Below are 24,055 nucleotides of genomic sequence, written 5' to 3' on the forward strand. Positions count from 1 at the left end.
CCTTGTCTTGTATCGCAAGCTCGGTTTCTTGGGCTAGCTGGTGGTAAACGTTCTGGCGCTCAACCTCGCGCTGTATCACCTAAAATAACCCGCCCCGCGCCGGGTACCCACACGACCCCGGGCGCAATTCATGATTGGACCTGATGCCGGACGACAGGAACGACACACAGAACAGACCGTCCCCCGACGCGCTCCTCGAGCATGCGGAGCGCGAGGGCCGTGGCCGCCTGCGCATATTTCTCGGCGCGGCGCCTGGCGTCGGCAAGACCTACGAGATGCTAATGGCGGGCCGCGCGCAGCGCGTCGATGGCATCGACGTCGTGATCGGCATCGTCGAGACACACGGCCGCAAGGAAACCCAGGCCCTGGTCGACGGCTATGAGGTGATCCCGCGCCGCCTAGTCGATTATCGCGGCCAGACGTTGGACGAGATGGACATCGACGCCATCCTGAAGCGGCGCCCGGCGCTGGTCCTGGTCGACGAGCTCGCCCACACCAACGCGCCCGGCAGCCGCCACCCCAAGCGCTATCTCGACGTGCAGGAAATCCTTGCGCAAGGTATCGACGTCTACACCACGCTCAACATCCAGCATGTCGAGAGCCTGAACGATGTCGTGGCGCAGATCACCCGCGTCAGGGTACGCGAGACGGTTCCCGATTCCATCATCGACGAGGCCGACGACATTGAGGTCATAGACCTCACCCCCGACGACCTGATCAAGCGGCTGCATCAAGGCAAGGTCTATTTCCCTCAAACCGCGCAGCGCGCCATCGAAAACTACTTTTCGCCGGGCAATTTGACGGCGCTGCGCGAGCTGGCGCTGCGCCGCACCGCCCAGCGCGTCGACGAGCAGCTCCTCAACCACATGCAGTCCCACGCCATCCCCGGACCGTGGGCGGCCGGCGAGCGGGTCCTTGTCTGTGTCGATTCGCGCCCGGGCGGGGCCGCCCGCATCCGCTATGCGCGCCGGCTTGCCGATCGGCTGCGCGCTCCCTGGACGGCGCTGCATGTCGACACGCCTCGCCTTGCCGGCATGTCCGAGGAGGACAAGGACCGGCTGGCGGCGAACCTGCGGCTTGCCGAGCAGCTCGGCGCCGAAGTGACGACCATTCCGGGCCAGAACGTCGCCCAGGACATCGTGCGCCACGCGACGGCAAACAACTTCACCCATATCGTCGTCGGCAGGCCGACCCGGTCGCGCTGGCGCGAGCTGATCGAAGGCTCGCTCACCTACGATCTGATCCGCAATGCCGGCGACATCAGCGTCCATGTCATTTCGCGAACCGAGCGCGACACCGATGCCGCCTCGACGAGGGTCAAGGCCGCGGCGGAACAGACACCGTTCCAGGTCTGGCCCTACCTTGTCACCACCGTCTTTGTCGTGGGCGCGCTGGCTGTCAGCTCCGTTCTCGACCAGTTCTTCGATGTTCGCAATCTGGCAAGCGTCCTGCTGCTGGCCGTGCTGACATCGGCGGTGACGTTTGGGCTCTGGCCGGCGCTTTACGCCTGTTTCCTGAGTGCGCTTGCCTTCAACTTCTTCTTCCTCGAGCCGCGCTACACGCTGACGATCAGGGATCCGGAGAGCATCGTCGCCTTTGCCGCCTTCCTCATTGTCGCCGTCATCGCCAGCAATCTGACGGCGCGCGTGCAGCGCCAGGCGGTCGCCGCCCGTTCGCGCGCACGGGCAACCGAGGACATCTATTCCTTCTCGAAGAAGCTCGCCGGCGCCGGCACGCTCGACGACGTGCTGTGGGCCACTGCCTTCCAGATCGCCTCGATGCTGAAAGTGCGCGTGGTGCTGCTGCTGCCCGAGAACGGCACGATTACGGTCAAGGCCGGCTATCCGCCCGACGACACGCTGGCCGAGGCCGACATCGCGGCCGCCCGCTGGGCCTGGGAGCACGACCGCCCGGCCGGCCGCGGCGCCGACACGCTGCCAGGGGCGAAGCGCCTCTATCTGCCCTTGCGGACGGGCCGCACGGCTGTCGGCGTGGTCGGCCTCGACAATGACAAGCAGGGCCCGTTGCTGACGCCCGAACAGCAGCGTCTTCTCGACGCGCTTGCCGACCAGGCGGCGGTCGCCATCGAGCGCATCCAGTTGGTCGCCGATGTCGACCGCGCCAGGTTGGCGGCGGAAGCGGACCGGCTGCGCACGGCGCTGCTCACCTCGATCTCGCATGATTTGAAGACGCCGCTTGCTGCGATCATGGGGGCGGCCGGCACGCTCAAGGAATTCGCGCCGGCGCTGCCGGAAAAGGATCGCGCCGAGCTTCTGTCGACGGTTGTCAGCGAATCGGAGCGGCTGAACCGCTTCATCGCCAATCTGCTCGACATGACCAGGATCGAGTCGGGCGCGATGGAGCCGAATTACGCGCTGCATTATGTCGGAGACGTTGTCGGCTCGGCGCTGAACCGGGCGGGGAAGATCACCGCTGAGCACAGGACGGAGACCGACATCCCGGCCGACCTGCCGATGCTGCGGCTCGATCCTGTCCTCTTCGAGCAGGCGCTGTTCAACCTTCTCGACAATGCCGCGAAATATGCGCCGCCCGGCTCGACCATCCGCCTGCAGGCCTGGGTCGACAACGGCTCCGTCATCCTGCAGGTCATGGACGAGGGACCGGGCATCCCGCCCGATGACCTGGAGCGGATATTCGACACCTTCTACCGCGTGCGCAAGCGCGACCAGGTGCGCGCCGGCACGGGTCTCGGCCTATCGATCAGCCGCGGCTTCATCGAGGCGATGGGCGGTACGATCTCGGCCGCCAACCGCACCGACCGTCCAGGCGCGATCTTCACCATCCGCATGCCGGTGCCTTCGGAATTGCCTGTCCTGGGCCTTACGGACGATGCGGCATGACAAATCAGACCGTCTCCATTTTGGTCGTCGACGACGAACCGCCGATCCGCAAATTGCTGCGCGTCGGCCTCGGCAGCCAGGGCTACGCGGTCTCCGAGGCGCCGAATGCCAAGGCGGCGCTCGAGCTCATCCAGGCCGAGCGGCCGGACCTGATCCTGCTCGATCTCGGCCTGCCCGGCATGACCGGCCTCGAGCTGCTCGGCAAATGGCGCAGCGACGGCCTCGACATTCCGGTCGTCATCCTTTCCAGCCGCACCGACGAGGCCGGCATCGTTTCGGCGCTCGAGCTCGGCGCCGACGATTATGTGACAAAGCCGTTCGGCATGAACGAGCTTGTCGCCCGCATCCGCGTGGCGCTGCGCCACAAATTCCAGCAACAGGGCGAGAAGCCGGTGTTCAATACCGGCGACCTCTCCGTCGATCTGGTGAAGCGCATCGTCAAGGTCGAGGGCAAGGAAGTGAAACTGTCGCCCAAGGAATACGACATCCTGCGTATGCTCGTGCAATATGCCGGCAAAGTGCTGACCCACCAGTTCCTGATGAAGCAGATCTGGAACGACTCGACCGATGTCCAGTATCTGAGGGTCTATGTGCGCCAGCTACGACAGAAGATCGAAAAGATCCCGGACCAGCCGCGCTACATCATCACCGAAACCGGCGTCGGCTACCGTTTGCGCGAGGCGGACGGAAACGAATAGGGCAACCGGTTTCTGCCGATCGCCCGCAGACGAATCCCTTACCTTTCGTTGCTCAGTCCGCCGACAAATCCGCCGTCCGGGCCAGCGCGCTGCCGAAGCCGTTGAGCGAGATGGTAAACGCGATCGGCTGCATGGTGTCCGCCGCTGTGGCGTTGATCTTCAGCGTCGTGCCGTTCTGCAGCATCGGCGTGGTATCGGCGTCGAACGTCACCGGCACTAGGCAGCCGACTGCCTGGCAGGTGTTGAACTGCAGCGCGCCGTCCAGCTTCTTGTCGTCGATTTCGAGCGCAATGCCGTTGGCCAAGGCAAGTCCGAAGGGCAGCGCCAGCGTGCCGGTGGCGTCCTGGCCGGTCTTGGTCGTCAATTCGATCGCCAGCAGCCGCTGGCCGCTTTGCTTGTTGAACTGCTGATGCGACAGGCTGCAGACCTTGTTGTTGCCGGTGACCTGGCAGTTGACCGTCCAGTCGCCATGCGTTTCCGACAGCGCCGAGGCGCCGCCCGGCAGCTGCGGCTTGGCCGCCGCGTCGGCGGGCTGAGCGGCGGCAGGCGCCACCTTGTCGGTCTTGTTCTGCGCGGCAAGTCCCGCCGCCGGCACACCGCCAATGCAGGCGGCTGTCAGTATCGCCGCCAAATACGCGTACTTCGTCCTCATGACATCCCTTCTTGGCCGCCGCCCGCGTCAGCTAGAAGCTGACTTTCAGAGACGCGCTGACCGCATTCTGCCTGACTGTTTCGCCGAAGGCGCCGTTGTACCTGATCGCCAGGCCGACGCCGTTGACGCCATTGAGCTCCAGCCCGGCGCCGACGCGATAGAGCGGCGAATCGACGGCTTCCGTCAAGTGCAATGCCGGGTTGCCGGGCAGATTCCCGGCGGCGGCGAAACGCCCCTCGCAGTCGCCCATGGCGCCATTGGCCGGCCGCACTATATAAACCATATGGTTTTTCGTACGGGAGCCGACCGGATGCTTCGTCATACCCTGGCTGTTCTTGCAGGCGCCTTGCTGGCGGCCGCGATTTCTCAGGCCGCACCGTCTTACGCGCAAATCGTCATCCCGACGAACCGCAACGCATTGGTGCAGCAAAATGAGCTGCAACAGTTCGAGAACCGGTTGCAGCGGCAGCAATATCAGCAGCAGCAGCAAATCTATCGCGAGCTCGACCGGCCGACCGCGCCCAGGAGCCAGCCCAACGTGCCGATCTATGACAAGACATGTCGGATGGAAGCGGTCGGCAACACGATTTCCAGGGTTTGCCGCTGACATTTTTGTTTTTTCAGTTTATTAGCCGACTTACTTGCTGGCAAAATGCCGGATTGCAAGGGCGGTGGTTTTAAGGTTTGCAGGGGGACAGGTTTTTGCCCGCGCGGATAGCGTAGGCAGGAATTCTGCTCTCACCGGAATTTGGGATGGCAACAACCAAAAAGAAAGCAGTTCGCAGAGCCAGGAAAGGGCAACGGATCCGCCAGGTGGCGGCCATTCCATTTCGGTTGCGGCAAGACGGCAGCCTCGAAGTGTTGCTGGTCACCTCACGCACCACGCGGCGCTTCATCGTGCCCAAGGGCTGGCCGATGAAGGGCAAGAGCGGGCGCAAGGCGGCAACGATCGAAGCCCAGGAGGAAGCCGGCGTTCTCGGCAAGGCGCTGAAGCAGCCTGCCGGCAGCTATTCCTATTGGAAACGCATGACCAACGGCTTCGTCCGCGTCGATGTCGTCGTCTATCTGCTCGAGGTCACAGAGGAACTTGCCGACTGGCAGGAAGCCGCGAACCGACAGCGCGCATGGCTTCCGGCGGCAGACGCCGCCTTGCTCATCGACGAGCCGGAGCTTTCGACGCTGTTGAGGGATTTGACCATCCCAGCGGCCGATCCGGCATAAGCAGGTACCTGTTCAGTGCCGTCCGGGAAAGGCCATGCTGGCTTTCCGGCATGGATCCACAGCCGCGGTTTCGGCCGGGCGCCCTCATTCGCTGCTTGACTCATACATATCCCGGCGGTTATACGTCAATCAATAGCCAATGGGTTATCGATCTCAGATGCCGGCCACGCACGATATGCTGTTCAGGACGCTTGCCGATCCGACAAGGCGCGCCATCTTCGAGCGTCTCTGCCGCCTGGGCGAGCAGACGGTCGGAGCCCTCACCGCGCAGGCCGGCGTGTCGCAGCCGGCGGTGTCGAAGCATCTCGGCGTGCTCAAGGAGGCGGGACTGGTACGCGACCGTCATGAAGGGCGTCAGACCCATTACAGCGCGCAGCTGAAAGCGCTTGCACCGTTGATGGATTGGACGCGCGACATGGCGGGGTTTTGGGAAAGCCGGTTCGACGATCTGGAGGACCTGCTCAAGAGGATGGATCAATGAACGAAGTGCCGGCCGCAAAGCGCTCCGTCATTGTCGAGCGCGAGATACCGTTTGCGCCGGAGAAGATCTGGCGCGCGCTCACCCAACCGCATCTCATCGAGGAGTGGCTGATGAAGAACAACTTCAAGCCGGTCGTGGACCACCGCTTCAATCTGAGCGCGGAATGGGGAGGCGTCGACTGCCAGGTGCAGACGGTCGAGCCCAACAGGACGCTGTCCTATACCTGGGATACCAAGGATCTCGAGAGCGTTGTCACCTGGACGCTCACCCCGACGAGCACGGGCACGCATCTGCGCATGGAGCAGATCGGTTTCCGCGCCGACCAGGAGCCGTACTACCGCGGCGCCACGGTGGGCTGGAAGCGCAACTTCACGGCCCTGGAAGAGTTGCTTTCGCGGATCGATTGAGGTCCGCCGCAAGGGTCAACAAACAATCAGGTCTGGCGGGCGGCAACCGCAAGCGTGAGCAATGGAGACACCGAAATGAAGATCAAACTGACCAGCATCTATGTCGACGATCAGGAAAAAGCTCTGGGATTTTACACTGGCGTTCTGGGCTTCACCAAGAAGGCCGACTTCACCAATGGGCCGTTTCGCTGGCTGACGGTGGTCTCACCGGACGACCCTGAAGGCACCGAGCTGCAGCTGGCACTGAATGACAACCCGGCGGCAAAGACCTATCAGCAGGCGATTTTCAAGCAAGGCCAGCCGGCGCTGATGCTGTTCACCGATGACATCAAAAGCGATCATGAGCGGATCAAGGCCAATGGCGGCAGCTTCGCCATGACGCCGACCGAAGTGACCGGCGCGACCATTGCCCAGCTCAACGACACCTGCGGCAACCTCATCCAGCTTTCGCAGCTGGCGCGCTGGTAGGCAGCTCGATCAACATCATCATTTGCAAGGGAGGTTAGATTGGACTGGAGCAAATGGATCAGGCAGCTTCACCGCTGGCTGTCGATCATCTTCACCGCCACCGTTATTGCCAATTTCGCCGCCATGGCCATGGGCTCGCCGCCCGCCTGGATCGTCTATTCGCCGTTGATCCCGCTTTTCCTGCTGCTCTTCAGCGGGCTCTATATGTTCGTGCTGCCCTATGCTGTGAGATGGCGCGGTGACGAGGCACGCGAGCGTATATAGGATCGACCTGATGGCGAAGACGAAATCGCCGAAAGTTGCCGCCCGGTCTCCGGGCGCGAAACCCGTCCTGCTTTCTGGCGGCAACCCGCAGATCGCTAAGGGCTATGGCGATGCCCCCGTGCAGGCCTATATCGCGGCGATGCCGGGCTGGAAGAGTGAGGTCGGGCGGCGGCTCGACCAGCTCATTGTGCAGGCCGTTCCAAATGTGCGGAAGGCCGTCAAATGGAACTCTCCTCTTTACGGGATGGAGGGCGAAGGTTGGTTTCTCGGCATCCATTGCTTCACCAAATACATCAACGTGACCTTCTTTCGCGGCCTGTCGCTCAAGCCGGTGCCGCCCGGCGAATCCAAGAGCAAGGACACGCGCCATTTCCACATCCATGAAAACGACCGGCTCGACGAGGAGCAATTCATCTCCTGGGTGAAGCAGGCGAGCCAGCTGCCCGGCGAACGGATGTAAGCGCACGATGATCAAGCGCCGCCTCCCTGAAACAGCCACGATGGCAATCTCTTATCCAGCCTCGAAGGAGAACCGGACATGCAAGAAGGCGACACGCAGGGCGGCAAGTCTCCGTCGGAGCTGATCGACGGAAGGATCAGGGAACTGGGTGACTGGCGCGGCGAGACGCTTGCCAGGCTCCGCGCCCTTATCAGGCAAGCCGCGCCGGACGCCGTCGAGGCATGGAAATGGCGCGGCGTGCCGGTCTGGGAGGATGCCGGCATCATCTGCACCGGCGAGACCTATAAGTCCGTCGTCAAGCTGACCTTCGCCAGGGGCGCGGCGCTGCCCGATCCGGCGAAGCTCTTCAACTCCAGCCTCGAAGGCAACACCAGGCGCGCCATCGATTTCAAGCAAGGCGACAATATCGATGCCGACGCCCTGAAGGCGCTCGTCCGCGAAGCCGTGGCCCTCAACAAATCGAAGACCAAACGCTGAGAGACGGCTGTCGCGGGATGCTATCGGTTTGATGTCGCGACTTTTTCTGCCGTGCCTTCGCGCTGCGGGTCGATACTATGCAGCAAATATCGCCATCACGTAGCGTAAGCGTCCTTCTGTAGCTTAGCAATAAATCATGAAACAAATACTGGACGAATTTATCGCCTGTTAAGCGAGGCGTATTATCTGGATTATTGTCGTCAGTAACCGGGCGACATGCGGGGAAGAACATCGTCTCAACCGACGGATGAGCCGGTCGGACAGACACCGGGGGAGCCAGCATAAGCTCCATGGGAATGGGATGAAGCTCTCATCGACCGATGCCAGCCCGCGTCTCATCGGACTGGTCTGGCCCTTCGTAGCGGTCGTCCTGATCCAGGCACTGGTTGCCACCCTCAGCCTCCACACGCTATCGGCCGTCCGCGCCTATGTCGGCGGCGAAAGCCAATGGTCGAAAGGGCAGAAGCACGCCATCTATTTCCTGAGCCTTTATGCCGATACCGGCCAGGAAGAGTATTTCAACGAATATCGCCAAGCCATCGCCGTTCCGCTCGCCGATCGCGCCGCGCGGCTGGCGCTCGAACGGGCTGAGCCCGACACGAATACGGCGCGGCTTGGCTTTCTTGGCGGCAACAACCATCCCGACGATGTCGCCGGCCTGATCTGGCTGTTCCGGAATTTCCGTGGCGTGAGTTATCTCGATACCGCGATCCGTCACTGGACGGAGGCCGACGAAACGATCCTCGCCATCGAAAGACTTGGCGGCGACGTGCATCGAAGGCTCGAAAAAGGGCCGGCATCTGCGGCCGAGATCGGTCTCTGGAAGGCGGAAATCCACCAGCTCGACCGCCAGATCGGGCCACTTTCCAAGGCCTTTTCCGACAGTCTCGGCGAGGGATCGCGCTTTATCAAGATGGCGCTGACCGCAGCCAATCTCGCCACCGCCGCCCTGCTTATCGCGCTCGCCGTCTGGCGCACGCGCAAGCTGATGGAACAGCGCCAGGCATTTCAGAACGCCCTCAACGCCGAGCGCGAGCGTGCTCAGATCACGCTGGCCTCGATCGGCCAGGCCGTGATCAGCACCGATGCCTGGGGACGGCTGGACTATATGAATGCCGGCGGGGAAAAATTGCTCGCCTGCTCCCTCGATGCCGCCAAGGGCAAACCAGTCGATGCCTTGTTTCGCCTCATCGACAAGGACAGTGGCGTCGAGGAGACCGATTTGATGCCGCGCCTGCTGGCAGGCGAGCCGCGCCGCTCCAATGTGCGTCCGCAGCTTCTGGAGCGTCCCGACGGTTCGGTGGTGCCGGTGGCGCTGAATGGCGCTCCGCTGATCGTTTCCGGCAATATCCTCGGTTGCGTCCTGGCCCTGCACGACATGACGCGCGAGCAGGATTATATCGAGCGCCTGTCGTGGCAGGCATCGCATGATGCGCTGACCGGGCTCGTCAACCGCCGCGACTTCGAGAACCGGCTGGCGGGCACGATCGCGGAGGCGCCGGAAAAGCCGCGCCAGCACGCGCTGATGTATCTCGACCTCGACCAGTTCAAGCTGGTCAACGATACGTGCGGCCACGCCGCGGGCGACCAGTTGCTGCGCCAGATCTCGGTGCTGCTCGCCAAAGAGCTGCCGCCCGGCGACATCCTGGCGAGACTGGGCGGCGACGAGTTCGGCGTGCTGCTCTTCGATTGCGATGCCGACTGTGCGGCCGTGACCGCCGAACGGTTGCGCGCCACGGTCCAGGATCTGCATTTCTCCTGGGAAGGGCGTCCCTTCAACGTCAGCGTCAGCATCGGCATGGTCGAAGTCGCCAATGCCGGCATGACGCTGGAAGAGGTGCTGCGCGCCGCCGACGTCGCCTGCTACATGGCGAAGGAAAAGGGCCGCAACCGTGTCCAGCTCCACAGCGACGGCGACACGGCGCTGCGCGAGCGCTTCGGCGAGATGGCCTGGGTGCAACGCCTGCATGCCGCGCTGGATGAGAACCGCTTCAGGCTGCACGCGCAGGAGATTGCGCCGCTGCGGGACGATATCGTCGAGACGGGCGCGCATGTCGAAATCCTGCTCAGGCTGACCGACGAGGACGGCAGCTTCGTCACCCCGCAGAGCTTTATCCCGGCGGCGGAGCGCTATGGATTGATGCCGGCGATCGACCGCTGGGTGGTACGCAACACCTTCGCCACATTGGCGGTCAGGCGCACCGATCCACATGCGACGCCGATATCCACCTGCGCGATCAACCTCTCCGGCGCCACTTTCGGCGACGAGACATTTCTCGGCTTCATGCGCGAACAGTTCACCGCGCACGCCATTGCGCCCGAAACGATCTGCCTGGAGATCACCGAGACCAGCGCCATCGCCAATCTTTCGGAAGCCATGCGTTTCATTGCCGACCTACGTGGGCTGGGCTGCCGCTTCGCGCTCGACGATTTCGGCTCCGGCATGTCGTCCTTCGCCTATCTGAAGCATTTGCCCGTCGACTACCTCAAGATCGACGGCGGCTTCGTCAAGGACATGCTCGACGACCGCATCGATCGCGCGATGGTCGAGATGATCCATCACATCGGCAAGGTGACGGGAAAACGCACCATCGCCGAGTTCGTCGAAAGCGACGGCATCGTCGAAGCGCTGAAAGTGATCGGCGTCGACTACGCGCAAGGTTATGCGATTGCACGGCCCCAGCCATTCGACGCGACCACCGCGCTGCTGGGAGGCCGGGTTGACCGCAGCGCAACCGCAGACACCTGGCAGACTTTGGCGCAGACGTTGCGCAGCAAGGTCGGCTAGTAACCCGGCCCTCTAGTGCATGTCGCCCAGAAGTGTGCAGCGGTTCTGGGACAACGACATGCATAAAAACAAAGACTTAAAGCGTGTCGCCTGAATCCGTTTCAGCGCGACACGCTTTAGTGCATTTTCACCGTTTCATGGAAACGGTGAAATGCTCCATCTCTTTGTTTTGACGCAATCTAGGCAACCGCCCCACCGGCCTGCCGTTCCAACAGGATCGTAGGCTTCTCGTGGTAAGCGGTCCGCAGCGTTTCGCGATAGCCGTTCTTTTCGGCCACCTTCAGCGAAGCGCCATTTTCCGGATCGATGATGCAGACGGTGCGCCCGGGCGGCCCGAACACCTCGTCGCCCCAGGCCACGACCCGTCCGACGACCTCGCTGGCCAGTCCCTGGCCGTGCGCGGCCGAGGCCAGCGCCCAGCCTGCCTCCGGCACGCCTTCGATCGAGGGCTCGATCTCGCGCTTCAGGTCATGGAATCCGGCCTCGCCGATGAAGCGCCCCGTCGCTCTGTCCTCGATCGCCCAGAACCCATAACCAAGCAGCGACCAGAGGCCCGCGTGGCGCAGGAAGCGCATCCAGCTTTCCTCCCGCGTGCGCGGCTTGCCGCCGATGAAACGGGTGACGGCTGGCTCCGCCCACATGGCGGCATAGGTCTCGAAATCACCCAGACGGTGCGGCCGCAGGATGGTCCGCGCCGTCCCGAGGATCGGCACGCCGGCTTCCTTTTCGATGCTCATGGCATTTCCTCGTTGAGCCGGTAGCGCATAGCAAACCAGCGCGTTCGAACAAGGGCCAGGATAAGCCAGGATCATCCTCCAGCGCAGCGATTTCGGCGCCTGGGAATTTTGACCGACGATGCTACTCTTCTGACGCACGATCCAGCCACGTCGCCTAACGCAGGGAACGAACATGGACACCACTGATCTTGTATTGGCCATTCTCCATCATCTGCTGGTGTTCTCGCTGGCCGGCATCATAGGCGCCGAGTTCGTGCTGGTGCGCGGCGATTTGGGGGCGGCGACGCTCAAGCGCCTGACCGGCATCGACCGTCACTACGGCATCATCGCCGCGCTGATCGTCATCGTCGGCATCTGCCGGGTGTTCTTCGGTCTGAAAGGCTGGGAATTCTATATCTACAACTGGGTGTTCTGGGCAAAGATGGTGGCCTTCACCATCGTCGGCCTGCTGTCGATCGTGCCCACCATGCGCTTCATTTCCTGGAACAGGCAGGCGAGCGGCAATCCGTCCTTCGCGGTGCCGGCGGCGGAATTGGCCTCGGTGAAGAACTATGTCCGCGCCGAAGGCTTCATCTTCCTGCTCATCCCGGTTTTCGCCGCGGCGATGGCGCGCGGCTACGGTTACTAGGCCTCGACCGGAAACGCCTCATCCAGCGGCGCGATCGGCACCAGCGGCGCCGGTATGTCGGTGGTCTTTTCCTTCGACTTGCAGATGTCGGCGATGACGCAGGCCGGGCAATCGGGCTTGCGCGCCTTGCAGACATAGCGGCCATGCAAGATCAGCCAATGATGCGCATGACGCATATATTCGGCCGGGATGACCTTGAGCAGCCCATGCTCGACCTGTTCCGGCGTCTTGCCGGGGGCAAGCCCGATCCGGTTGCCGATGCGGAAGATATGCGTGTCAACCGCCATGGTGTGCTGGCCGAAGGCGACATTGAGCACGACATTGGCGGTCTTGCGCCCGACGCCCGGCAGCTTGACCAGTTCGTCGCGATCCTCCGGCACTTGGCCCGCATGGTCGTCGATGAGCGCCTTGGACAAAGCGATCACGTTCTTCGCCTTGTTGCGCCACAGGCCGATGGTGCGGATATAGTCGCCGATCTTGGCCTCGCCCAATGCCAGCATCTTGGCCGGCGTGTCGGCCGCCGCGAACAGTGCCTTGGTCGCCTTGTTGACGCCGGCGTCGGTCGCTTGCGCCGACAGCACCACCGCGACCAGCAGGGTGAAGGCGTTGCCGTAGTCGAGCTCGCCTTTCGGCTCCGGCCGCTGGACCGAAAAACGCCGGAAGATCTCATGCACCTCGGCAGGGCTGTAAACCGATCGCGAAGCGGCCTTTCGCGGCCGTCCGCCGGGCGTTCGGCCGCCGCCCGCAACTGCGGACCGAGGCTTTTTGACTGCTAACGATTTTTTGGATTTGGGAGGCGCCATTTCCCTCCTATAATATTCCCCCATGAGCGACACAAACGCCTCGTTCCAGGCCGACGAGCCATTCTTCCAGGCTCTGCTCACTCCGCATCGTTCGCTAGGCCGCACCGGCTTCCTGATCCTGATGGGAGCGCTTCTGTTCGGCTGGGCCGTCACAGGCGCGTTCTTCCTGGCGCGCGGCGCCTGGCCGGTGTTCGGCTTCTTCGGCCTCGACGTGATCGCTGTCTACATCGCCTTCCGCGCCAACTACCGCGCGGCGCGCGCCCGCGAGGAAATCTCGGTCTCGCGCACCAGCCTCGACATCCGCAAGACCGCACCGTCCGGCCGTTCGGAAGCCCATCATTTCAATCCGTTCTGGACACGGTTCTCGATCGCCCGCCACAGCGAGATCGGCATCACCAAGATGGCGGTGGAGGCACAGGGCAAGAGCGTGGCGATCGGCGGCTTCCTCAATCCCGACGACCGCGAAAGTTTTGCCACCGCCTTTTCGCGCGCGCTGGCGACTGCCAAGACGCGCTGACACACTCAGCACCTCAGAACCTGTAGCGCAGCAGCCTGCCGACCTTGCGCATCGCTGGGATAAGTTTCCAAAGGCCGACGAACAGGCGCGCGGACCACCCCAGGCGGGCACCCTGCTCCGGCTTGTAGGACGGAATCTCGCCGACGAAGCGAAGTTTAGGCACCGCCTGCTCCAATTCATGCGGATCCTCGATGGCCCAATGGACTTCTGCGCCCGTTGCCTTGATGGCCGGATTGAGGCGCATCAGCTTCAGGCCGAAACGGCTATAGGCGTCGAACGCCAACTCACCGCCGGCAAGATGCGAAACAAGCCGCGCAAGCAGTCGCGGCCCCTTGTCGGCCGCGAGATACGGCGTCAGCCCCTCGGCCACCACGATCGCCGGGCGATTGCGGGGCACTTCAGCCAGCCATTCCGGTTCGGTCACCGACGCGGCGACCAGATGGTAACGGTCCCTGGACGGATAGAGCCTGCGCCTGAGATCCATGACCTCCGGGTAGTCGACGTCGAACCATTCGATGCCTTGCGGCGGGTCGACGCGGAATATCCGCGTGTCGAGCCCGCATCCCAGATGCAGCGCGATCGCGTCCGGATACCGTGCAAGGAAATCCGCAACGCAAACATCCAGTGTTTTCGCCCTGATTGCAAAACCCAGCCCGAGATTGCCGTCGACCTTGAGCCTTGAGAAATCATAGTTGATCTTGCGCACCGCCTCGTCGGCGAAGCGATCCTGGAGCAGCGAATGCGGCAGCCGGCTTTCCAGCGCCTTGCCGTAAAGCGTCATCAGCAAGGTTTCCCTTACCCCGGTCAGATCAACCTTTTCGCCGGCCATGACTGTCCTCTTCGGCTCGAAGCTGACTCTATCTGGGAGTAGACCGCGGGAAGGCAAGTTTCGGGTGGCTGCAAAGCTCCGGAAGAACGATATTGGCGGTCAAGGAGATATTGCCATGAACGCCCAGATGACCCTGAATACGCAGATGAAACCGACCGCGATCCTTGAGAACGACATCACGCCGGAAGGCAGCGACTACGAGGTCGTGCGCCGCGCCATCGAGAAGATCAGCCTCGACTACCGCGACCAGCCCTCCCTCGAGGTCCTTGCCGAGGAAGTCGGCGAGACGCCTACCGGCCTGCAGAAACTCTTCACCCGCTGGGCCGGACTGTCACCCAAGGCCTTCCTGCAGGCGGTCACGCTCGATCATGCGCGCAGGCTGCTCGATTCCGGCATGCCGCTCCTGGAAACCTCATTCGAGCTCGGCATGTCCGGCCCCGGCCGGCTGCACGACCTCTTCGTCACCCATGAGGCGATGTCGCCCGGCGACTACAAGACGCGGGGCGCCGGCCTGACCATCCGCTACGGCTACCACATCTCGCCTTTCGGCATCGCGCTGATCATGGTCACCGACCGAGGTCTCGCCGGCCTGGCCTTCTGTGACGCCGGCGGCGAGCGGGCTGCCTTAGCCGACATGTCCAGCCGCTGGCCGAATGCGACTTACGTCGAGGACATGTCCGCCACCCAGTCTTACGCCGCGCGGGTTTTCGACCCGACGCGCTGGCGCGCCGACCAGCCGCTGCGCGTGGTGCTGATCGGCACCGATTTCCAGTTGCGCGTCTGGGAAGCCTTGCTGCGCATCCCGATGGGCAAGGCCTGCAGCTATTCCTCGATCGCGGCAAGCATCGGCGCGCCGAGCGCCAGCCGGGCCGTGGGTGCGGCCGTGGGTGCGAACCCGATGTCCTTCGTCGTGCCTTGTCACCGCGCGCTCGCCAAGTCCGGTGCGCTGACCGGCTACCATTGGGGCTTGACGCGCAAGCGCGCCATCCTCGGTTGGGAAGCGGGACAGGTGTCGTCCTGAAGATCGATTTTTTCGTTCTCAGTTGCGGAAAGTCGCTAGTTGCAGTATAAGAAGTGTATCTATAAATAATTTCAGATATTATTCATCGAACACAACCGGCGACAACCTGTGGTTTCGCCGGTTGTTCTGTCGGTTGCTTTCGGTTATTATTTTACTTAACGCTAAATTAACCACGATAAAGAGATGATCCTCCTACATTAAGCCGGCGTCATCCGGCTCGAAAGAGGGGTCTCGATGAAATTCGCGCGCGCCGCAATGGCAGCAGGCCTGCTGGCCGGCTGCGCCTGCCAGACAGCATCGGCGGCCACCACTGGAAATGTGCTGTTCAACGGCACGATCACCGCGACCTGCACTGTCACGATCAACTCCAACGGCACGATGACCGTCAGCAGCAATCTTCAGTCGCTGAGCTCGCACAATGCAGGCGGCTCGGCCGGCAGCGCTCAGGTCGATACCACAGGTGGCGTCTCGCTCAGCGTGGACCCGGTAACGACGACGACCGTGCCCGCCTCGGATGTTACGGCGACGACATGGACCCCAACCTTCGCCACCTCCGGCGCGCAGACGATTGCCGAAACCGGCACCGCGACTGCGCTGACGGCGCCGGGCACATCGACGGTCGCGGTCAATCTTGCCGGAACCAAGAGCGGCACAAACCGCTTCTCCGCCGGCAACTACCAGGCAACGGTGACGCTGCGCTGCGAATAGCCCTCTTGCGAAAAAGGAGCGGTCCTTGAGAACGATTGCAATTCTGGCGGCGGGCCTGGCTGCCGCACTGTCTCCTGTTGCAGCAACGGGCCAGTCGATGACGCCTATGCGGGGCGAGGTGCGATCCTTCACGGATGCCTTCGCCGTTCGCGTGTTCCCAGGCAACCCGTACAACCAGCGCATACGCGTCGAGGTCCGTGTCTATGACCAGGATTTCCAGCCGGTCGACGCCAAGGTCACGCCGAGCGCCTTCCTTCTGGCCGGCCAGGCGTCCCGCCCTGTGCTGGTCGTCGTCCCGTTCGACGGCGCGAGCGAACGCAAAGTGCGTATCTGTACCGAGAGTATCCCCTTTCCAAGCGAGCAGACCCAGATAAGGGCACAGATATGCGGAAAGTTTTTCGGGCATCGCAGGTTCTGACCTTATCCTTGCTGCCCGCCCTGGCTATCGTAAGTCAGGGATTTGCCGAGGATATCCTGAACCTGAACCAGAACCAGACGGGTTTCAGCTTGCCCGGCGTCAGCCTGCCACAGGGCCAGGACGAAGTTCATGCCAGCGACGGCACGACCTGCCGCTCAGCCGTCTCCGGCAGCGGTGCCTATCTCGACCTAGGCATCATCCGGGGCAACAACAGCAGCAACCAGGCCAATAGCGACATCGCCACATATGGCCGCGTGGTGATCCCGATCGGCCGGACGCCGAAACGCATCGATTGCAGCCGCCTCTACGAGCTGGAAGTCGAGCGCCTGCGGCTTGAGTTGAAGCTCCTCAAAATGGGCCTCGGCACCGACGGCCAGACGACGGCGAGCACGACGAGCACTGCTGCCGCGGCTCCCACAGCCCACCCGACATCGGCAGGATGGGCCAACGAAGGCTGGAGCATCAGAGGCACGACCGGCAATGAAAAGAAAAAGAAGAGAAAATAGCTGCGCGCTGCTTGGCGTGGCAGCGCTTGCCGGTTTCTGCCTCCCGGCGCAGGCAGCGATCATCGGCACTTGCACGATCATGATCGGCGCATCGGGAACGATGAAATCGAATCCCGCCATCAACATCTTCGGCTCCAAGCAGGCGGGCGGGTCGAGCGCCGGCGCCACCATCACCGCGAACTCGACACTGTGTTCCATCCTAAACCTGCTCGACTGCTACTCCGTGTCCGCGCCGGCGCCGATCGCCTTCACATCCGCGCCGAGCGGTGGCGACACCAACGTCTCTTTCGCCTCCGTCTTCCGCCTCGACGGCTCGGGGCTGGATAATCCGGGCAGCTCGCCGCAAAAGCTGACCAACGGCACCCATACCGTCCAGGTCGATCTGACCGCCACGAAGTCGCCCGGCATCTTCCCGGCGGGCAATTACCAGGCCCAGGTCACTGTCCGCTGCGAATGATGCTGTGGGCCAGACGGTTCGGACAGCGACATGATCTGGCAACCGGCGGGCTTTGCGGCTAGCTTCGCGCCCAGCCCGCAAATTCCTGGAACAGCGCTTCGCGTATTTCGCCTGGAATTGCGCAAAAGCAGAGTCTTGGAGCAGGTCCGCCTTTCAGTGCAGGCTGACCCGCTTCAACGGGAGGCAGTTTTTTGATTATCGTTGTCGGTTCGATCAACCTCGACCTCATCGCCAATGTCGACCGCTTGCCGGGACCCGGCGAGACGGTGCGCGGCTCTGGCTTCGCCACCGCGCCCGGCGGCAAGGGCGCCAACCAGGCCCTGGCCGCGGTGCGCGCAGGGGCCCAGGTGCGCATGGTGGGCGCGGTCGGCAAGGACAGTTTTGCCGCCGAAGCGCTCGCCCTTCTCAAGGCCGGCAATGTCGATCTCTCCGGCGTCGGCCAGAGCTTCGCCTCCACCGGCACGGCTTTGATCCTGGTCGGCGCCGACGGAGAAAACGTTATTGCCGTCGTGCCTGGCGCCAATGATTCGGTCGTGCCAGGGGATGTTGCCAAGGCTTTTCTCAAAAGGGGCGATGTCGTGCTCTTGCAGCACGAGATCCCGTTGCAGACGGTCGAGGCCACGCTCGATGCGGCGCGTGCGGCTGGCGCCGTCAGCCTGCTCAACACCGCCCCCTTCCGTGCGGAGGCCGCAGGCCTCCTCGGCAAGGCCGACTACGCTGTCGCCAACGAAACCGAGTTCGATCTCTATGGCGAGGCCCTGGCGCTCTCCGGGCGCGACCGCCCTGCCCGCATGCGCGACTATGCCGGCAAGACAGGCCGCGCGATCGTCGTCACACTCGGCGGCGACGGCGTGCTGGCCGCCACGCCGGACGATTTCCTTACCATTGCGGCGCTGAAGATCACGCCGGTCGACACGGTCGGCGCCGGCGACACCTTCTGCGGCTATTTCGGCGCCGGCCTGTCGTCCGGCCTGTCGCTTGAGCAAGCGCTTACCCGTGCCGCTGCGGCCGGCTCGCTCGCCTGCCTGAAACCCGGCGCGCAGCCGGCGATTCCCTTGGCAAAGGACGTCGACGCGGCTTTGGCGGGCGCCCGCTAAGCCATGCGTCCCGTCACCAAGCATCCCGCACCGCCAGCAGGCGATATTTGCCGGCTGTCCACCGTCGAGCTCGCCGACAAGATCAGGCAGCGCCATTTGTCGGCACGCGAGGTGGTCAGCGCTTTCCTGGACCGCATCGAGGCCGTGAACCCGCTGGTCAACGCCATCGTCTCGCTGCGCGAGCGCGCCGATATCCTGGCCGAGGCCGACAGGGCGGACGAACATCTCGCGCACGGCGGCGAGACGGGATCGCTGTTCGGCCTGCCGATCGCCATCAAGGACCTCGCCCTGACCAAGGGGCTCAGAACCACGTTCGGCTCGCCGATCTTCGGCGATTTCATTCCCGACGAGGACGAATTCTTCGTCGAGCGCATCCGCAAGGCCGGCGCCATCATCATCGGCAAGACCAACGTCCCGGAATTCGGGCTGGGCTCCAACACCTACAATCCGGTGTTCGGGCCGACACTCAACGCCTTCGACCCGGCTCTGACCGCCGGCGGCTCGAGCGGCGGCGCGGCTGTGGCGCTGGCACTCGACATGGTGCCGGTCGCCGACGGCAGCGACTTCGGCGGCTCGCTGCGCAATCCGGCCGCCTATAACAACATCTACGGCTTCCGCCCCTCGCAGGGTCTTGTGCCTGCCGGTCCGGCTTTCGAGGTCTTCCATTCCCAGATGGGCGTCGAAGGACCGATGGGCCGCAGCGTGCGCGACATCGCGCTGTTGCTCGACGAACAGGCCGGCTATCACCCGCATGCACCGCTTTCGCATGACAAACAGGGTTCGTTCCTCGACAGCTTGGGAGCGAAAGCGTCCGGCGGCCGCATCGCCTGGCTGGGCAACCTCGGCGGCCACCTGCCGATGGAACCGGGCGTTCTCGATCTTTGCGAGGCCGCCCTTGCCCGCTTCGAGGACGCGTCGTTCCACAGTGAAACGCTGGTGCCGGACGTCGACTTCGAGGCGCTTTGGCAGGCTTTTGTCATCTTGCGCCAGTCAAGCAGCGGCTGCGGGCTGAAGGCGCATTATGACGACCCGGCAAAACGCCCGCTTCTGAAGCCCGAGGCTATATGGGAAGTGGAGCAGGCGATGCGCCTGACCGCGCCGCAGGTCCATGCCGCCAGCGTCCGGCGCACGTCCTGGCACCGGACGCTGTTGGCGCTGTTCGAGCGCTTCGACCTCATCGCCCTGCCGACCGCGCAGGTCTTCCCGTTCGACGTGACCACCCATTGGCCGCGCGAGATCGCCGGACGCGCCATGGACAGCTACCACCGCTGGATGCAGGTCTCGGCCTTCGCCACGCTCGGTGGCTGTCCCGCGCTCAACGTGCCCGTCGGCTTTGACGCCAGGGGCAGGCCGATGGGCATGCAGCTGATTGGGCGGCCGCGCGGCGACCTCGCCGTGCTGCGTGCGGGCGCGGCCTTTGATGCGGCTCTGCCCTGGTCGGCAGGAGCGGCTTGAACGATCGGTAGGCAATGCGAGCGACTTGCAACGGTAGCGGCGCCGTGCATTGATCCGCGGCCACCACCGCATCACCTCTGTCCCCGCTCGAGGAAAGACCATGTCGCTGGAACTTTACGCAACCTATGTCGTCGCTTGCATTGTCATCATCCTGGTGCCCGGGCCGACGGTGACGCTGATCATCGCCAACAGCATCCGCCACGGCTCGCGCGCCGGGCTTGCCAATGTAGCCGGCACCCAGGCCGGCCTTGCCATCATGATCGCCATCGTCGGCATCGGCCTCAACACGCTGATCGCCGGCATGGGCCACTGGTTCGAATGGGTGCGGCTGATCGGCGCCGCCTATCTGATCTGGATGGGCGTGCAGATGTTCCGCGCCAAGGGCACGCTGAACCCGGACGGCTCGGCCAAGAAACCGCGCGGCGGCTTCTTCCTGCAAGGCCTCCTAGTGGCGATCAGCAATCCCAAGACGCTTGTCTTCTTCGGCGCCTTCTTCCCGCAGTTCATCGCGCCGCAGGGCAACTACACGCTGCAGATCGCGGTGATGGGCCTGACCGCGATGATCTTCGCCGCCATGTCGGACTCGACCTACGCCCTTGCCGCGGGCCGCGCCGGCCGGCTGCTGTCGGCCAGCCGCGTCAGACTGATGTCACGCATCAGCGGCAGCTTCCTGTTCGGCGGCGGGCTGTGGCTGGCGTTTTCGAAGGCAAAATGAGCGACGCCTCTTCCTTCCCCCCTTGTGGGGGAAGGTGGATCGGCGCGAAGCGCCGAGACGGATGAGGGGTGTTCCAGGGAACACCAACGGCTCACTCCGCTGGAACACCCCTCATCCGTCGCCTTCGGCGACACCTTCCCCCACAAGGGGGAAGGAAGAGGCGCTTCTACAACCGCCCCAGCCTCTCGACCAGCAGCGCGAAGAAGCCGTCATGGTCGATGTCGCGCATCACCGTGGCGTTCTTTTCCCGCTTGGTGATGCCCCACCAGTCGATCACCGTCATGCCCATGGTCAGCTCCGAGGAGGTCTCGACACTGACATTGCAGCGGCGGCCCTTGAACAGCTCCGGCTTGATCAGATAGGCGATCACGCACGGATCGTGCAGCGGCCCGCCATCGGTGCCGTACTTTTCCTCGTCGTAGCGTTCGAAGAATTCCAGCATCTCGGCCGTCGCGGTGCCTACCTTGGTGCCGAGCTGGCGGAAAGCCTGTATGCGCTTGGAGGTGGTCAGCGCCTTGTGGGTAACGTCGAGCGGCATCATCACGATCGGAATGCCCGATTTGAACACCAAATCGGCGGCTTGGGGGTCGACATAGATGTTGAATTCGGCGGCTGGCGTGACATTGCCGCCCTCGAAGAAGCCGCCGCCCATCAAGACGATTTCCTTGATGCGCGGCGCGATCCTGGGCTCGCGGATCAGCGCCAGCGCGATGTTGGTGAGCGGTCCGAGCGGGCAGAGCGTGATCGTGCCGCTTTCCTCGCGCATCAGCGTCTCGACGATGAAATCGACGGCGTACTGCTCCTGCAGCTTCGTGGTCGGCTCAGGCAGCTGCGGGCCGTTCAGGCCGGTCTTGCCATGCACTTCCTCTGCGGTGACGAGTTGGCGCGCCAGCGGGCGGATGGCGCCGGCATAGACCTTGATATCGGGCCTGCCGGCCAGTTCGCAGATCTTGCGGGCATTGTTCTGGGTCAGCTTCAGCGGCACGTTGCCGGCAACCGCGGTTATGCCGACGATCTCCAGCTCGGAACTGCCGAGCGCCAGCAATATGGCGACGGCATCGTCCTGGCCGGGATCCGTGTCGATGATGATCTTTCTGGATTGGGGCATTTCAATTCCTTTTGGGAGTCTTTTTGGGCGGGGTTTAGAGCATGATCCCGAAAAGTGGGAACCGGTTCTCGGACAAGATCATGCTCCAACGAAGAGCTGAAACCAGGATGGCGGTTGAACGAAACGTCATCCTGATTTCGGTGGCTTGAACTTGATCGCGCGGCGGACCATATCAAGACCATCGGGAAAAATGCCATCCGGGTTTTTCCAGTTTGTGTCGCTCTTCAGAGGACAGTGTAACAATGAGTCGAATGACGCCGTTCTCCAGCCCGCTTCTTCTGGGCTTTGATGCCATGGAAAAGACGCTTGAGCGTCTGGCGAAGTCCGGCGACAGCTATCCGCCGTACAACATCGAACGCCTCAACGCCGCCGACGGCAAGGCCGAAAGGCTGCGCATCACACTGGCCGTTGCCGGTTTTGCCGAGAGCGACCTCGATGTCACCACGGAGGAAAACCAGCTGATCGTGCGCGGCCGTCAGACCGACGACACCGAGCGCGAATTCCTCCATCGCGGCATCGCCGCGCGCCAGTTCCAGCGCTGTTTCGTGCTGGCCGACGGCATGCGGGTGGTCGCTGCGGAATTGAAGAACGGCCTGCTGTCGATCGATCTCGACCGTCCGGAGGCCGAGCGGCTGGTACGGAAAATAAACATATCGGTGAAAGACTAACCTTCGCCGATGGCTCTATGCGAGGCGGCCAATCGTGGCGTCCTCGCGCCAAGGAGGCTTGAAATGACCAGAACTGACGAAACGATCACCATGACCAGCGGCGAACTCGCCCATCTCGGCGAAGGTTCGGTCGCTTATCTGAGGAAAGTATCGAGCGATGACCTGCGCGGCCGCTTCCCCGGCCTCGGCGAAATCGCGCCCGGCCTGGAACTGTGGGCGCTGTTTGCCGCCAACGGTCAGCCGATCCTGCTTTCCGATGCCCGTGACCGGGCGCTGGCGGGTGCGCTGGAGAACGATCTGACCACTGTCGCGATCCACTAACGCGACTTTGGGCCTTCGAAATGGGAAGGGTCGCCCGCGGCGGCCCTTGGAAGATTTAATCCAAAAACTTCAAGCTGCGTGCGAGGCCTGCGTGTCCGACAGCAGCGCGTGAATTGCCACCGCGTCGCGCGTCCCCCGGATCTTGGCGACCGTGTCGGCGTCGCGCAGCACGCGCGCGATGCGCGACAGCGCCTTGAGATGGTCGGCGCCCGCGCCTTCCGGCGCAAGCAGCAGAAACACCAGGTCGACCGGCTGGTCGTCCAGCGCCTCGAAATCGACCGGCGTTTCCAGCCGGGCGAAGACGCCGGCGATCCGCTTCACGCCGGCGAGCTTGCCGTGCGGAATGGCGATGCCGTTGCCGACGCCGGTCGAGCCCAGCCGTTCGCGCTGCAGGATGGTGTCGAACACCTCCCGTTCCGGAATTCCCGAAATCGCTGCCGCCCTCTCCGACAGCAATTGCAGAAGCTGCTTTTTGGAATTCGCCTTCAACGCCGGCATGATCGCCGAGACGCTGATGAGATCACTCAGATCCATGCTTGAAAAATCCCTTGCTCGCCTGCCGCGCCAGTCGTCGCCCCCTCGCGCGGCTGGCTTCTTATCCCTGCGCGACTTTGGTCGTCGATGGATCGATCCAGCCGATATTGCCATCCGGCCGGCGGTAGACGATGTTGAGATGGTCGTTTCCGGCATTGCGGAAAACAAAAACCGGGCTGTCGCTGGTGTCGAGCTCAATGACAGCCGACGCCACCGACATGGTCCGCAGCGTCATGCTTGATTCGGCCACGATGACCGGAGCGAAGTCCTCCGGAATATCTTCCTCATCGTCGGTGAGAGGAGCCATCACCGTGTAGGCGATGTCGGTCGGCTCTTCGCCATTGCCGGTACTGTGCGACTTCAGCCGGCGCTTGTAGCGGCGCAGCCGCGTTTCCAGGCGATCGGCGGCCGCCTCGAAGGCAAGCGTCGGGTCCTGGGCGTCGCCGGTCGCCTGCAAAGAAGCGCCGGAATCGAGCCGGACCATGCAGTCGGCGGAGAAACGCGACCCCGATTTGATGACCGTGACATGTCCTGAAAAACCCCGATCGAAATATTTCTCGATCGCCTCCCCGACCCGGTCGTTGATGCGCGTGCGGAACGCATCGCCGATGTCCATGTGTTTTCCCGAAATGCGTAGATTCATCTGAAAACTGACCTTCCTTGCTCAGGCTTCAAACTGTTCCCGAGTTTATACCCGTGGTGCGCGCGCACAAGCTTTGCAGCGGCATGCGCGCCGATTTTAGACCCGAACTTTCC

At 63.2% G+C, this 24,055-nt stretch carries 31 protein-coding genes; 23 read left to right on the forward strand and 8 right to left on the reverse strand.

The window, feature by feature from the left end; translation table 11 throughout:
- The first annotated feature begins 143 nt into the window (after positions 1 to 143).
- Both AC0L2L_RS04955 and AC0L2L_RS04960 read left to right on the forward strand, forming a co-directional pair.
- Positions 144 to 2,861, forward strand: a complete 2,718-nt coding sequence (locus AC0L2L_RS04955) for a DUF4118 domain-containing protein (RefSeq protein WP_473576565.1) — start codon at positions 144 to 146, stop codon at positions 2,859 to 2,861.
- A complete protein-coding gene (locus AC0L2L_RS04960; RefSeq protein ID WP_473576566.1) occupies positions 2,858 to 3,559 on the forward strand; it encodes a response regulator transcription factor in 702 nt (233 codons plus the stop codon). The genes AC0L2L_RS04955 and AC0L2L_RS04960 overlap by 4 nt, the downstream gene beginning before the upstream one ends.
- 52 nt (positions 3,560 to 3,611) lie before the next feature.
- On the opposite strand, the gene AC0L2L_RS04965 is transcribed toward AC0L2L_RS04960, so the two are convergent.
- Together AC0L2L_RS04965 and AC0L2L_RS04970 are read right to left on the reverse strand one after the other, a co-directional pair.
- Entirely contained in the window at positions 3,612 to 4,211 is a 600-nt protein-coding gene (locus tag AC0L2L_RS04965; protein WP_473576567.1) for an invasion associated locus B family protein, read from the reverse strand.
- Between the two features lie 31 nt (positions 4,212 to 4,242).
- Positions 4,243 to 4,494, reverse strand: coding sequence for a hypothetical protein (locus tag AC0L2L_RS04970; RefSeq protein ID WP_473576568.1), 252 nt, complete (start codon positions 4,492 to 4,494; stop codon positions 4,243 to 4,245).
- On the opposite strand from AC0L2L_RS04970, the gene AC0L2L_RS04975 reads away from it, so the two are divergent.
- From AC0L2L_RS04975 to AC0L2L_RS05015, 9 genes are all read left to right on the forward strand, one after another.
- Positions 4,495 to 4,818, forward strand: coding sequence for a hypothetical protein (locus tag AC0L2L_RS04975; RefSeq protein ID WP_473576570.1), 324 nt, complete (start codon positions 4,495 to 4,497; stop codon positions 4,816 to 4,818). It begins immediately after the preceding gene.
- 146 nt (positions 4,819 to 4,964) lie between these two features.
- On the forward strand, positions 4,965 to 5,432 hold the full coding sequence (locus tag AC0L2L_RS04980; protein WP_473576571.1) for an NUDIX hydrolase: 468 nt from the start codon (positions 4,965 to 4,967) through the stop codon (positions 5,430 to 5,432).
- 157 nt (positions 5,433 to 5,589) lie between these two features.
- Entirely contained in the window at positions 5,590 to 5,913 is a 324-nt protein-coding gene (locus tag AC0L2L_RS04985) for an ArsR/SmtB family transcription factor (RefSeq protein WP_027165340.1), read from the forward strand.
- Positions 5,910 to 6,320, forward strand: coding sequence for an SRPBCC family protein (locus AC0L2L_RS04990; protein WP_473576573.1), 411 nt, complete (start codon positions 5,910 to 5,912; stop codon positions 6,318 to 6,320). The genes AC0L2L_RS04985 and AC0L2L_RS04990 overlap by 4 nt, the downstream gene beginning before the upstream one ends.
- A gap of 75 nt (positions 6,321 to 6,395) precedes the next feature.
- Positions 6,396 to 6,788: a VOC family protein gene (locus tag AC0L2L_RS04995; protein ID WP_473576575.1), complete on the forward strand. Its 393-nt coding sequence runs from the start codon at positions 6,396 to 6,398 to the stop codon at positions 6,786 to 6,788.
- A 39-nt stretch (positions 6,789 to 6,827) separates the two neighbouring features.
- Entirely contained in the window at positions 6,828 to 7,052 is a 225-nt protein-coding gene (locus tag AC0L2L_RS05000) for a hypothetical protein (RefSeq protein ID WP_473576577.1), read from the forward strand.
- A gap of 10 nt (positions 7,053 to 7,062) precedes the next feature.
- Positions 7,063 to 7,512 (forward strand): DUF1801 domain-containing protein, encoded by a 450-nt coding sequence (locus AC0L2L_RS05005; RefSeq protein WP_473576578.1) that lies wholly within the window; start codon positions 7,063 to 7,065, stop codon positions 7,510 to 7,512.
- A gap of 78 nt (positions 7,513 to 7,590) precedes the next feature.
- Positions 7,591 to 7,989 carry a DUF1801 domain-containing protein gene (locus AC0L2L_RS05010; protein WP_473576579.1) on the forward strand — a complete coding sequence of 133 codons (399 nt, stop codon included), beginning with the start codon at positions 7,591 to 7,593 and terminating at the stop codon, positions 7,987 to 7,989.
- Between the two features lie 301 nt (positions 7,990 to 8,290).
- Entirely contained in the window at positions 8,291 to 10,777 is a 2,487-nt protein-coding gene (locus tag AC0L2L_RS05015; protein WP_473576581.1) for an EAL domain-containing protein, read from the forward strand.
- Between the two features lie 179 nt (positions 10,778 to 10,956).
- On the opposite strand, the gene AC0L2L_RS05020 is transcribed toward AC0L2L_RS05015, so the two are convergent.
- Positions 10,957 to 11,514: a GNAT family N-acetyltransferase gene (locus AC0L2L_RS05020; RefSeq protein ID WP_473576582.1), complete on the reverse strand. Its 558-nt coding sequence runs from the start codon at positions 11,512 to 11,514 to the stop codon at positions 10,957 to 10,959.
- Between the two features lie 172 nt (positions 11,515 to 11,686).
- On the opposite strand from AC0L2L_RS05020, the gene AC0L2L_RS05025 reads away from it, so the two are divergent.
- A complete protein-coding gene (locus tag AC0L2L_RS05025; protein WP_473576584.1) occupies positions 11,687 to 12,142 on the forward strand; it encodes a DUF2214 family protein in 456 nt (151 codons plus the stop codon).
- On the opposite strand, the gene nth is transcribed toward AC0L2L_RS05025, so the two are convergent.
- The gene (nth, locus tag AC0L2L_RS05030; RefSeq protein WP_473576585.1) at positions 12,139 to 12,945 is read right to left on the reverse strand and encodes an endonuclease III; all 807 of its coding nucleotides are present in this window, start codon (positions 12,943 to 12,945) and stop codon (positions 12,139 to 12,141) included. The two genes, AC0L2L_RS05025 and nth, sit on opposite strands and share 4 nt — an antisense overlap.
- A 22-nt stretch (positions 12,946 to 12,967) precedes the next feature.
- Here nth and AC0L2L_RS05035 point away from each other — a divergent pair, with 22 nt between their 5' ends.
- Positions 12,968 to 13,462: a DUF2244 domain-containing protein gene (locus AC0L2L_RS05035; RefSeq protein WP_473576586.1), complete on the forward strand. Its 495-nt coding sequence runs from the start codon at positions 12,968 to 12,970 to the stop codon at positions 13,460 to 13,462.
- A gap of 13 nt (positions 13,463 to 13,475) precedes the next feature.
- Here AC0L2L_RS05035 and AC0L2L_RS05040 read toward each other — a convergent pair whose 3' ends face one another.
- A complete protein-coding gene (locus AC0L2L_RS05040) occupies positions 13,476 to 14,291 on the reverse strand; it encodes a class I SAM-dependent methyltransferase (protein ID WP_473576587.1) in 816 nt (271 codons plus the stop codon).
- Positions 14,292 to 14,406: 115 nt separating this feature from the next.
- On the opposite strand from AC0L2L_RS05040, the gene AC0L2L_RS05045 reads away from it, so the two are divergent.
- From AC0L2L_RS05045 to AC0L2L_RS05080, 8 genes are all read left to right on the forward strand, one after another.
- Positions 14,407 to 15,312, forward strand: a complete 906-nt coding sequence (locus AC0L2L_RS05045; protein ID WP_473576589.1) for a methylated-DNA--[protein]-cysteine S-methyltransferase — start codon at positions 14,407 to 14,409, stop codon at positions 15,310 to 15,312.
- Positions 15,313 to 15,546: 234 nt separating this feature from the next.
- The gene (locus AC0L2L_RS05050; RefSeq protein ID WP_473576591.1) at positions 15,547 to 16,020 is read left to right on the forward strand and encodes a hypothetical protein; all 474 of its coding nucleotides are present in this window, start codon (positions 15,547 to 15,549) and stop codon (positions 16,018 to 16,020) included.
- A gap of 25 nt (positions 16,021 to 16,045) precedes the next feature.
- The gene (locus AC0L2L_RS05055) at positions 16,046 to 16,438 is read left to right on the forward strand and encodes a hypothetical protein (RefSeq protein WP_473576592.1); all 393 of its coding nucleotides are present in this window, start codon (positions 16,046 to 16,048) and stop codon (positions 16,436 to 16,438) included.
- On the forward strand, positions 16,405 to 16,944 hold the full coding sequence (locus AC0L2L_RS05060) for a hypothetical protein (RefSeq protein WP_473576593.1): 540 nt from the start codon (positions 16,405 to 16,407) through the stop codon (positions 16,942 to 16,944). The genes AC0L2L_RS05055 and AC0L2L_RS05060 overlap by 34 nt, the downstream gene beginning before the upstream one ends.
- On the forward strand, positions 16,919 to 17,401 hold the full coding sequence (locus AC0L2L_RS05065; RefSeq protein WP_473576595.1) for a hypothetical protein: 483 nt from the start codon (positions 16,919 to 16,921) through the stop codon (positions 17,399 to 17,401). Before AC0L2L_RS05060 ends, AC0L2L_RS05065 begins: the two co-directional genes overlap by 26 nt.
- 191 nt (positions 17,402 to 17,592) lie before the next feature.
- A complete protein-coding gene (locus tag AC0L2L_RS05070; protein ID WP_473576596.1) occupies positions 17,593 to 18,498 on the forward strand; it encodes a ribokinase in 906 nt (301 codons plus the stop codon).
- Positions 18,499 to 18,501: 3 nt separating this feature from the next.
- Entirely contained in the window at positions 18,502 to 19,953 is a 1,452-nt protein-coding gene (locus tag AC0L2L_RS05075; RefSeq protein WP_473576597.1) for an amidase, read from the forward strand.
- A gap of 100 nt (positions 19,954 to 20,053) precedes the next feature.
- The gene (locus AC0L2L_RS05080; RefSeq protein ID WP_473576598.1) at positions 20,054 to 20,668 is read left to right on the forward strand and encodes a LysE family translocator; all 615 of its coding nucleotides are present in this window, start codon (positions 20,054 to 20,056) and stop codon (positions 20,666 to 20,668) included.
- A 166-nt stretch (positions 20,669 to 20,834) separates the two neighbouring features.
- Here AC0L2L_RS05080 and AC0L2L_RS05085 read toward each other — a convergent pair whose 3' ends face one another.
- The gene (locus tag AC0L2L_RS05085; protein ID WP_473576599.1) at positions 20,835 to 21,776 is read right to left on the reverse strand and encodes a nucleoside hydrolase; all 942 of its coding nucleotides are present in this window, start codon (positions 21,774 to 21,776) and stop codon (positions 20,835 to 20,837) included.
- A gap of 242 nt (positions 21,777 to 22,018) precedes the next feature.
- On the opposite strand from AC0L2L_RS05085, the gene AC0L2L_RS05090 reads away from it, so the two are divergent.
- Together AC0L2L_RS05090 and AC0L2L_RS05095 are read left to right on the forward strand one after the other, a co-directional pair.
- On the forward strand, positions 22,019 to 22,444 hold the full coding sequence (locus tag AC0L2L_RS05090; RefSeq protein WP_473576601.1) for an Hsp20 family protein: 426 nt from the start codon (positions 22,019 to 22,021) through the stop codon (positions 22,442 to 22,444).
- A 63-nt stretch (positions 22,445 to 22,507) separates the two neighbouring features.
- The gene (locus tag AC0L2L_RS05095) at positions 22,508 to 22,765 is read left to right on the forward strand and encodes a BQ00720 family protein (protein ID WP_036257920.1); all 258 of its coding nucleotides are present in this window, start codon (positions 22,508 to 22,510) and stop codon (positions 22,763 to 22,765) included.
- 69 nt (positions 22,766 to 22,834) lie between these two features.
- On the opposite strand, the gene ptsN is transcribed toward AC0L2L_RS05095, so the two are convergent.
- On the reverse strand, positions 22,835 to 23,299 hold the full coding sequence (ptsN, locus tag AC0L2L_RS05100; RefSeq protein WP_027165361.1) for a PTS IIA-like nitrogen regulatory protein PtsN: 465 nt from the start codon (positions 23,297 to 23,299) through the stop codon (positions 22,835 to 22,837).
- A gap of 61 nt (positions 23,300 to 23,360) precedes the next feature.
- Positions 23,361 to 23,942, reverse strand: a complete 582-nt coding sequence (hpf, locus tag AC0L2L_RS05105; RefSeq protein ID WP_473576603.1) for a ribosome hibernation-promoting factor, HPF/YfiA family — start codon at positions 23,940 to 23,942, stop codon at positions 23,361 to 23,363.
- Between the last annotated feature and the right edge of the window lie 113 nt (positions 23,943 to 24,055).

The sequence above is a fragment of the Mesorhizobium sp. WSM4832 genome, assembly GCF_055811115.1.